Origin of the sequence: Vibrio sp. (assembly GCF_038138445.1) — a bacterium.
GTDB lineage: Bacteria > Pseudomonadota > Gammaproteobacteria > Enterobacterales > Vibrionaceae > Vibrio.
In genome coordinates this window covers 1-7,206 of the sequence record NZ_JAYQDQ010000133.1, presented here as the reverse complement: position 1 = coordinate 7,206, position 7,206 = coordinate 1, and the positions used below count along the sequence as shown (strand labels likewise).

Genomic DNA, 7,206 nt, shown 5'->3' with positions numbered 1-7,206 from the left:
TGATCTTATTCTTCCCGCTAGGCGATTAGAATGCGGGTTTTATGGAGCGCTTACTTTTTAATCCATTAGTCATTAGAATGTAACACTTATGCATAGTTTAAAGTGTCAGGTACAAATTATTCATATAGACATTAAGTATTGATTTATCATGACTAACCTAAACAAAAAATAGTTTTTGTAAACTACTTGTAAACGTTAGTGAGTCTAGCTTTCATATTATGAAGTTTATGCACTGATATTGTGTTTCTATCCATAGTATTGCAGTTTGCGTGCATTTTATTTTTTTATGATGTTAACTAATTGTTTCATTAGAAAAACTAATACCATAATTCAAAAATTGTCATTTTTTGAACAGTAAATTATTGCTTAATATTCAGTCATCGAAACGAGTTAACCAATTTATAGAGAGGCAATCATGGCTCAAGCAATGCACATCGGAACAATTGAAGCTCCTATCTCTATGGACAAAAAAACCTATTCGGTTTCATTCAAAGGATTGATTGCACATTTACTCGATATTCTTTTTACAGACAATACTCCCCATGCTTACTATGCAAGTGATATGTCTGGCCATATGCAAAAAGATATAGGGTTGTATCGCTAATTGTTCACCTAATGCATCTAAGCGCCAGCAGTGATGCTGGCGCTTTTTTATTTGGTGATTATTTTTTAGAAAGGTGTTTGACGGTTTCACCAGTCAGAGAATCAATACCGGTATTTTTGGTATTTAAGTAGTGTTCAAATTCAGGCAATAGTGGCCCTAGAGCATCATTCAATGTATTTCTGATGGTATCGACCACCACTTGAGTCCCTCGCTCAATTTCAATATTGACATAATCTCCGATATCTTTTTCTTCAAATGTCGTTTGGCGGCGAGTTTCAGGGATGAGCCAAACCTCAAACCAATTGCTTGATTTATCGACTTCAGAAACCGTAAGGCTAGCACCATTTATCGCTATGTATCCTTTTTGGAAAATATAGGGCTTAAGTGATGGTGGAAGCTCAAGACGTAGGCGGTAATTATCGTCTATAGCTTCAATCTCAGCGACCTTAGTTTTGTCATCAATATGTCCAGAAAGAGGATGGCCTCCAATTTCTGCTCCATCTTTCGCTGCTCGTTCAACATTTACCTTTGTGCCTGCATTGCAATTACCAAGTGTTGTGATGCGTATACTTGGTAGCATAACATCAAATGAGACTCTAGTAGGGGACTGCTGTTTTGTGACGGTCAGACACACACCATCGACAGCTATACTTGCTCCTATATCAAGGTCAATACAAAATCCTTGTTCAAACTCAATGTCGAAAGTACGGATCCCATCGTGATCCTCTATGTTCTGAATAACGGCGATTGAGGAAATAATTCCAGTAAACATGACTGCTTCTCCTATTTAATTTTTATGAAGGCATAGAGTTTCTGACGAACCTTGGGAGCTTTGATTGATAGGACAAGTTTGAAAGCTATGAAATGTACAATTCGAAGTATGAACTGAATCTGATTCATGGTGACTCCTAGATAGTTAACCTGAATCAGGGCGATGTGATACAAGAGGCAGCATTGGGCACTCTAATAGGTTAGAGTGAGTGTTGGCTCTTATTCTCTTTCATCCGGACTATAACCGTCGGCTCTGGTTTCTCACCAGATCTGCTGACCTCGAAACATCGAGCGCTCGCGGGCTCATCTCGATGAGATTTACCGCCGGTGGGGAGTTTCACCCCGCCCTGAGAATATACGTAAAGTCCAAATTTGGACTATGGCAGAATAATAGATTTATCCCTAATTGTGAAGAGAGGCTGGTTTAAGACTATGTCTCAATTGGCAAATCGGAATTTGCTCCCCATTCTGTCCAAGATCCATCGTATACCAATAAGTCACGGTAACCTGCAATCTGAGCAGCAACTAAAACAATAGCGGCTGTGACACCTGAACCACAGCTAAATATATACTTTGCTTTTGCTTGATCAAGTGAGGTAGACAAGATTTGCTTTAGCTCAGCGGGTGATTTGAGCTTATGCCCATCTATTAACTCAAGAAATGGCTGACATATTGAGTTAGGGATATGGCCAGAGCGTAAGCCCACTCTCGGCTCAGCAACTTTTGCGTTAAAGCGCTCTTGAGAACGAGCATCAACGATTTGGCAAGTTGAATCATCTATATGGCTTAATACAAAATTAGAGTCGATAAAATAATTGGGGTTTAGTTGGCCATTAAAATCGCCTTTTGACGAAATCTTCTGATAAGAGGTCGTTGTTTCGAGACCTGAATTTTTCCATTCTGTTAGGCCACCATCGAGTATGTACACCTCTTTATGTCCCATTGCTTTAAACATCCACCAAGCCCTTGGCGAGGCAAAGGTACCGCTATTGTCGTATACAACAATGATGGAATCTTGATTTAATCCTATGCCGCATGCAAGCGTATTGAAGCGCTTTTCAGAGGGCATCATGTGTGGAAGGGATGAGTCAATATCGCAAAAGACTTTATCGTAATCGAAACGAATGGCACCTGGGATAATGTTTACTTTGTCATTTGTAGGGGTCGATGGGACCTGGAAATCAATACTTGCGTCGAGGATAGCCAGCTTTTCAGTATTACGCAGTTCGTTCAATTGTTTTGGTGTGATAATGGGTGACATAAATTTCCTTATTTACACTTGGTGAGCTTGTTTTTTTGGCCGTTTAAAGAATTTCACTACATACAATGCAGTTACTTTGTTTGGATACTCTCAGTTCTTGCCATGACATGGTCATGCCATCCATAAGTAACAACATGCCTTCTTTAGGTTGACCAAAATCCGCGATAAGTTTGATCGCCTCTAGTGCTTGTATTGTACCGATAATACCGACGATAGGTGACATAACGCCTGACTCCACGCAGCTCAAATTAGTATCTCCAAATAGAGAGCTGAGACATTGATAACATGGCTGACGTTCATCCTTATAGGTAAAGACACTTATCTGTCCTTCCATTCTTATCGCTGCGCCTGATACTAGGGGTATTTTGAGTTTGTAACAAATTCGGTTGAGCTGGTTTCGAGTATCAAGGTTGTCAGAACAATCAAGGACTAGTGTATGCTGGCTAACCTCAGACTCTAAATCTTGTTCATCTAATCGCTTGGCTATGGAGTGAATATTTAGGTGAGGATTCAGTTGTTTGAGCGACTCAGTAGCAGAGTTCACTTTGTATTGCCCTTGGTTGCTGTCCTGATGCAAGACTTGCCGATGAAGGTTAGACAATTCAACCACATCGTCATCGATAAGCGTTAAGCTACCGATGCCGGCGGCGGCTAAATACTGGCTAGCGGCACATCCTAAACCGCCAAGACCAATAATAAGGACTTTGCTTTGTTTTAAGGCCTCTTGCCCCTCAAAATCAAAGCTTTTGAGAGTAATTTGGCGATTATAGCGCAGCATTTCTTGATCAGAGAGAATGGTCAAATTAATTCCTAGTAGAGTGAAGAATTAAACAGTTGGATGTTGACAGTGTCACCTATTTCAATATGCCCACGATCTTGCTCAAGCACTGCAAAGCAATTGGCGAGACTCATAGAACGAAATGCTCCTGAACTTTGATTGCCCGTACTTTCAACAAAGAATTGACCATTTTCAATACTATATATGGCTCTTTGGTAGTCTGTGCGTCCAGGAACTTTTCTAAAGGTAGAACGGGACTCAGCCGGTATCGATTCAGGTGCTTTCCATTGAGAATGCCCTGCTAATTTTGCTAGTAGAGGTTGAACCAAAACGTACATAGTGACGACTGCCGACACCGGATTTCCAGGAAGTCCGCAGAACCATGCATTTGTTAAAGAGCCGAAAGCGAATGGCTTACCTGGCTTGATAGCCAGTTTCCAAAAATCAATATGTCCGACTTCTGCTAATATCTGCTTTGTGTAATCTGCTTCACCAACACTGACGCCACCAGAAGTCACGACAACATCAGCCAAAGCTTGGGCCTTGTCAAACGTTGATTTTAGTTCGCTTGGACTATCAGGAATAATACCTAGGTCAATGGCTTCACAACCAAAGTTTTCAATCAGCGGTTTTATACCATAGCGGTTACTATCGTATATTTGCCCTGATTGGAGAGGCTCTCCTAATGAGACTAGTTCATCACCAGTAGAGAAAAAAGCGACGCGTGGTTTTCGAAAAACATTGATATGGCTAATCCCCAGGGAAGCAATCATGGGGATATCTCGAGTTGTCAGCCTAGCGCCTTTTGGCAGAACCAAATCACCTTGTTTTATATCATCACCTTTTGGTCGGATATTACTCTGTGGTTTGGTATTCGACGTCTCAAAGATAATACCTTGATCTGTCACTTGCGCTTTTTCTTGCATAATGACAGCGTCACAATCTTGAGGAACAGGGGCTCCTGTCATAATTCTCACGCAGGTCTTTGGTGGCCAAATACCATCAAAAGGCTGCCCCGCATAAGATGTGCCTGCTACAGGTAAGGCTTTGTTTAGGGATAAATCGTCGAGACGTACAGCAAAACCATCCATTGCAGAGTTTGCGAAAGGTGGAACGAAAATAGGAGAATAGATATCCTCGGCAAGAACGTGGCCGATCGCATCGATTAAGGGGAGTTTTAAGTTTGTTTGAACCGGCTTGATTGATGCTAGCATCTTAGCTATCGCATCATCGATTGGCATTAAGCCAGGTGCATCACAGCAACCCATCATATCGCCTCTAAATTATTGTTATGTTCGTACTAATTTCTATAACGGCTATGGTATCACAGATAATTGTAGCCACAATAATAGCCATTGATAAAATATGGGTGTAATTGTGCAAAAATACGAGTATCCTTACCTGCCCCAAACCTACCCTTGTACATAGGGTTCGTAGCCACTCAGAGTGAGTGACTTTTGGGAGCAACAGATACAAAAGGTTGATGTTGAAACGGCAAACAAACTTTGAGAGGAAGTAGGATGTCAGGTCTGAGTGAATCTGCAAAATTGGTAAAAGAGGCGCTAGAAAACCGTGGGTTAGAGACGCCAATGTTACCAAACCAAATGAACCGAGAAGAGAAGAAAGAAAAAATTCAGCATCACATGCGTGAAATTCTTACTCTGTTGGAACTCGATCTCACAGATGATAGCCTTGAAGAAACCCCACATCGGATTGCCAAAATGTATGTGGATGAAATTTTCTCTGGTCTGGACTATTCAAACTTTCCCAAAATCACTGTCATTGAGAACAAAATGGATATGAGTGAAATGGTACGTGTTAAAGGCATCACGGTTACCAGTACTTGTGAACACCATCTTGTTACCATAGACGGACTGGCTACCGTAGCCTATATACCCAGAGGAAAGATAATCGGCTTATCGAAGATTAACCGTATAGTGAGGTTTTTCGCTCAGCGTCCTCAGGTCCAAGAGCGAATGACCCAGCAGATCTTGGTTGCGCTGCAAACTTTGCTCGAATCTGATGATGTCGCTGTGACTATTGATGCCACTCACTACTGCGTTAAATCACGCGGAGTCATGGATGCCACTAGTGAAACTACGACAACGGCTCTTGGTGGTATTTTTAAGAGTAATCCTGCTACAAGGCATGAGTTTTTGCACGGAATACGCTAGGCATTAAGCCAAGCCAACTATTTTTATGAGCCGCTTCTTGTATGAAGCGGTTTTTTGCTTTTTACGGTCAGTACCAACAATGGGCCTGACCATTCTTGAAGGTTTTCCTATGACCAACACATTTAAGAGTCTTAATCTAAAAAGTGAATTGATTGAGACACTAGAAAGTTTAAATTATTTTGAAATGACACCGATACAACAGCAAGCATTACCCATTGTACTAAATGGGAAAGATGTCATAGGGCAGGGTAAAACTGGTTCGGGGAAAACTGCGACTTTTTCGTTGGGGTTACTCAGTAATCTGAAGGTAAAGCGCTTTCGTGTACAGTCATTGGTTTTGTGTCCAACTCGTGAATTGGCTGACCAAGTCGCTCAAGAGATTCGCATGCTTGCTCGTGGAATTCATAACATCAAAGTATTAACTTTATGTGGCGGGATGCCTATGGGCCCACAAATTGGTTCTCTTGAACATGGAGCTCATATATTGGTAGGGACTCCTGGTCGAATACTTGACCATCTATCAAAAGGTCGTATCAATTTAGATGAGCTTAACACTCTAGTACTGGATGAAGCTGATAGAATGTTAGAAATGGGCTTTGAAGAGGCCATTGATGCGATTACTGCACAAGCTCCTAAAGCAAGACAGACTCTATTGTTTAGTGCTACTTTTCCCGCCAATATTGAGACGTTAGCATCAAAAGTAATGCAAGAACCACAGATGGTTAAAGTTGAGTCAACTCATCAGCTCAGCACTATTGAGCAGCAATTTTTTCTACTTGAGACGCTAAAAGAACGTGACGAAGCACTTGAAGCTTTGCTTTTAACTCATAAACCTGAGTCTTCAGTCGTGTTTTGTAATACCAAAAAAGAAGTTCAAAATGTCACCGATGAACTGAATTATCGGGGCTTTAGTGTCACAGAACTTCACGGTGATATGGAGCAACGTGACCGTGAACAAGCGCTGACCATGTTCGCCAATAAGAGTATCTCAATTTTAGTTGCAACGGATGTGGCAGCTCGAGGTCTGGATGTCGACAATCTGGACGCGGTATTTAACTATGAGTTGTCTCGTGACCCAGAAGTTCATGTACATCGAATAGGGAGGACAGGGCGTGCAGGGGCTAAAGGTAGGGCGTTTAGCTTTTTTAGTACTAAAGAGTCGTATCGTGTTGCTCAAATTGACGAGTATATGGACATTGAAATTTCGCCAGTAAATCTACCTGAGAAGCCTATTGAAAAACCTTTCTACCCCAAGATGCAAACCATTCAGATTTTGGGCGGCAAAAAACAAAAAGTTCGAGCTGGTGATATCTTAGGTGCCCTTACTAAGCAAGCAGGGCTGGATGGAAAGAAGATAGGCAAAATTAAAATTTTACCTATGGTTTCATATGTTGCGGTCGAGCATGATCTTGTAAAGCCAGCCCTCAAACAGCTCCAGAACGGAAAAGTGAAAGGTCGGAACTTTAAAGCTCGCATCATGAAGTAATACTGTCAGCATAAAAACCACACACAATAAAGAAAAGGCACTATATTGGGAAGATCTGCTGATTTTTAATAAGCACTTAGTCCTGAGGGATCCCCTCATAAATCCGCCAGTGCATAGCCATCTTTTAAGAGC

General features: G+C 41.5%; 7 protein-coding genes and 1 riboswitch. Of the genes, 3 read left to right on the top strand and 4 right to left on the bottom strand.

The window, feature by feature from the left end; genetic code table 11:
- The first annotated feature begins 415 nt into the window (after window positions 1-415).
- Window positions 416-604, top strand: coding sequence for a hypothetical protein (locus tag AAFM34_RS19760; RefSeq protein ID WP_341665799.1), 189 nt, complete (start codon window positions 416-418; stop codon window positions 602-604).
- 58 nt (window positions 605-662) lie between these two features.
- On the opposite strand, the gene AAFM34_RS19755 is transcribed toward AAFM34_RS19760, so the two are convergent.
- From AAFM34_RS19755 to moeA, 4 genes are all read right to left on the bottom strand, one after another.
- On the bottom strand, window positions 663-1,376 hold the full coding sequence (locus AAFM34_RS19755) for a riboflavin synthase subunit alpha (protein ID WP_341665797.1): 714 nt from the start codon (window positions 1,374-1,376) through the stop codon (window positions 663-665).
- A 216-nt stretch (window positions 1,377-1,592) separates the two neighbouring features.
- Window positions 1,593-1,734, bottom strand: a riboswitch (FMN riboswitch).
- Between the two features lie 71 nt (window positions 1,735-1,805).
- Window positions 1,806-2,636 carry a sulfurtransferase gene (locus AAFM34_RS19750; RefSeq protein WP_341665795.1) on the bottom strand — a complete coding sequence of 277 codons (831 nt, stop codon included), beginning with the start codon at window positions 2,634-2,636 and terminating at the stop codon, window positions 1,806-1,808.
- A gap of 43 nt (window positions 2,637-2,679) precedes the next feature.
- Window positions 2,680-3,438: a molybdopterin-synthase adenylyltransferase MoeB gene (gene moeB / locus AAFM34_RS19745; RefSeq protein ID WP_341665793.1), complete on the bottom strand. Its 759-nt coding sequence runs from the start codon at window positions 3,436-3,438 to the stop codon at window positions 2,680-2,682.
- Between the two features lie 8 nt (window positions 3,439-3,446).
- Window positions 3,447-4,682, bottom strand: coding sequence for a molybdopterin molybdotransferase MoeA (gene moeA, locus AAFM34_RS19740; RefSeq protein ID WP_341665801.1), 1,236 nt, complete (start codon window positions 4,680-4,682; stop codon window positions 3,447-3,449).
- A 252-nt stretch (window positions 4,683-4,934) separates the two neighbouring features.
- Here moeA and folE point away from each other — a divergent pair, with 252 nt between their 5' ends.
- Window positions 4,935-5,588, top strand: a complete 654-nt coding sequence (gene folE, locus AAFM34_RS19735) for a GTP cyclohydrolase I FolE (protein WP_152431986.1) — start codon at window positions 4,935-4,937, stop codon at window positions 5,586-5,588.
- A gap of 109 nt (window positions 5,589-5,697) precedes the next feature.
- On the top strand, window positions 5,698-7,074 hold the full coding sequence (gene dbpA / locus AAFM34_RS19730; RefSeq protein WP_341665790.1) for an ATP-dependent RNA helicase DbpA: 1,377 nt from the start codon (window positions 5,698-5,700) through the stop codon (window positions 7,072-7,074).
- Window positions 7,075-7,206 lie beyond the last annotated feature (132 nt).

Coding starts and splice junctions, on each gene's coding strand:
- AAFM34_RS19760 (WP_341665799.1), top strand. CDS start 416: ATGGCTCAAGCAATGCACATCGGAACAATTGAAGCTCCTATCTCTATG.
- AAFM34_RS19755 (WP_341665797.1), bottom strand. CDS start 1,376: ATGTTTACTGGAATTATTTCCTCAATCGCCGTTATTCAGAACATAGAG.
- AAFM34_RS19750 (WP_341665795.1), bottom strand. CDS start 2,636: ATGTCACCCATTATCACACCAAAACAATTGAACGAACTGCGTAATACT.
- moeA (WP_341665801.1), bottom strand. CDS start 4,682: ATGGGTTGCTGTGATGCACCTGGCTTAATGCCAATCGATGATGCGATA.
- folE (WP_152431986.1), top strand. CDS start 4,935: ATGTCAGGTCTGAGTGAATCTGCAAAATTGGTAAAAGAGGCGCTAGAA.
- dbpA (WP_341665790.1), top strand. CDS start 5,698: ATGACCAACACATTTAAGAGTCTTAATCTAAAAAGTGAATTGATTGAG.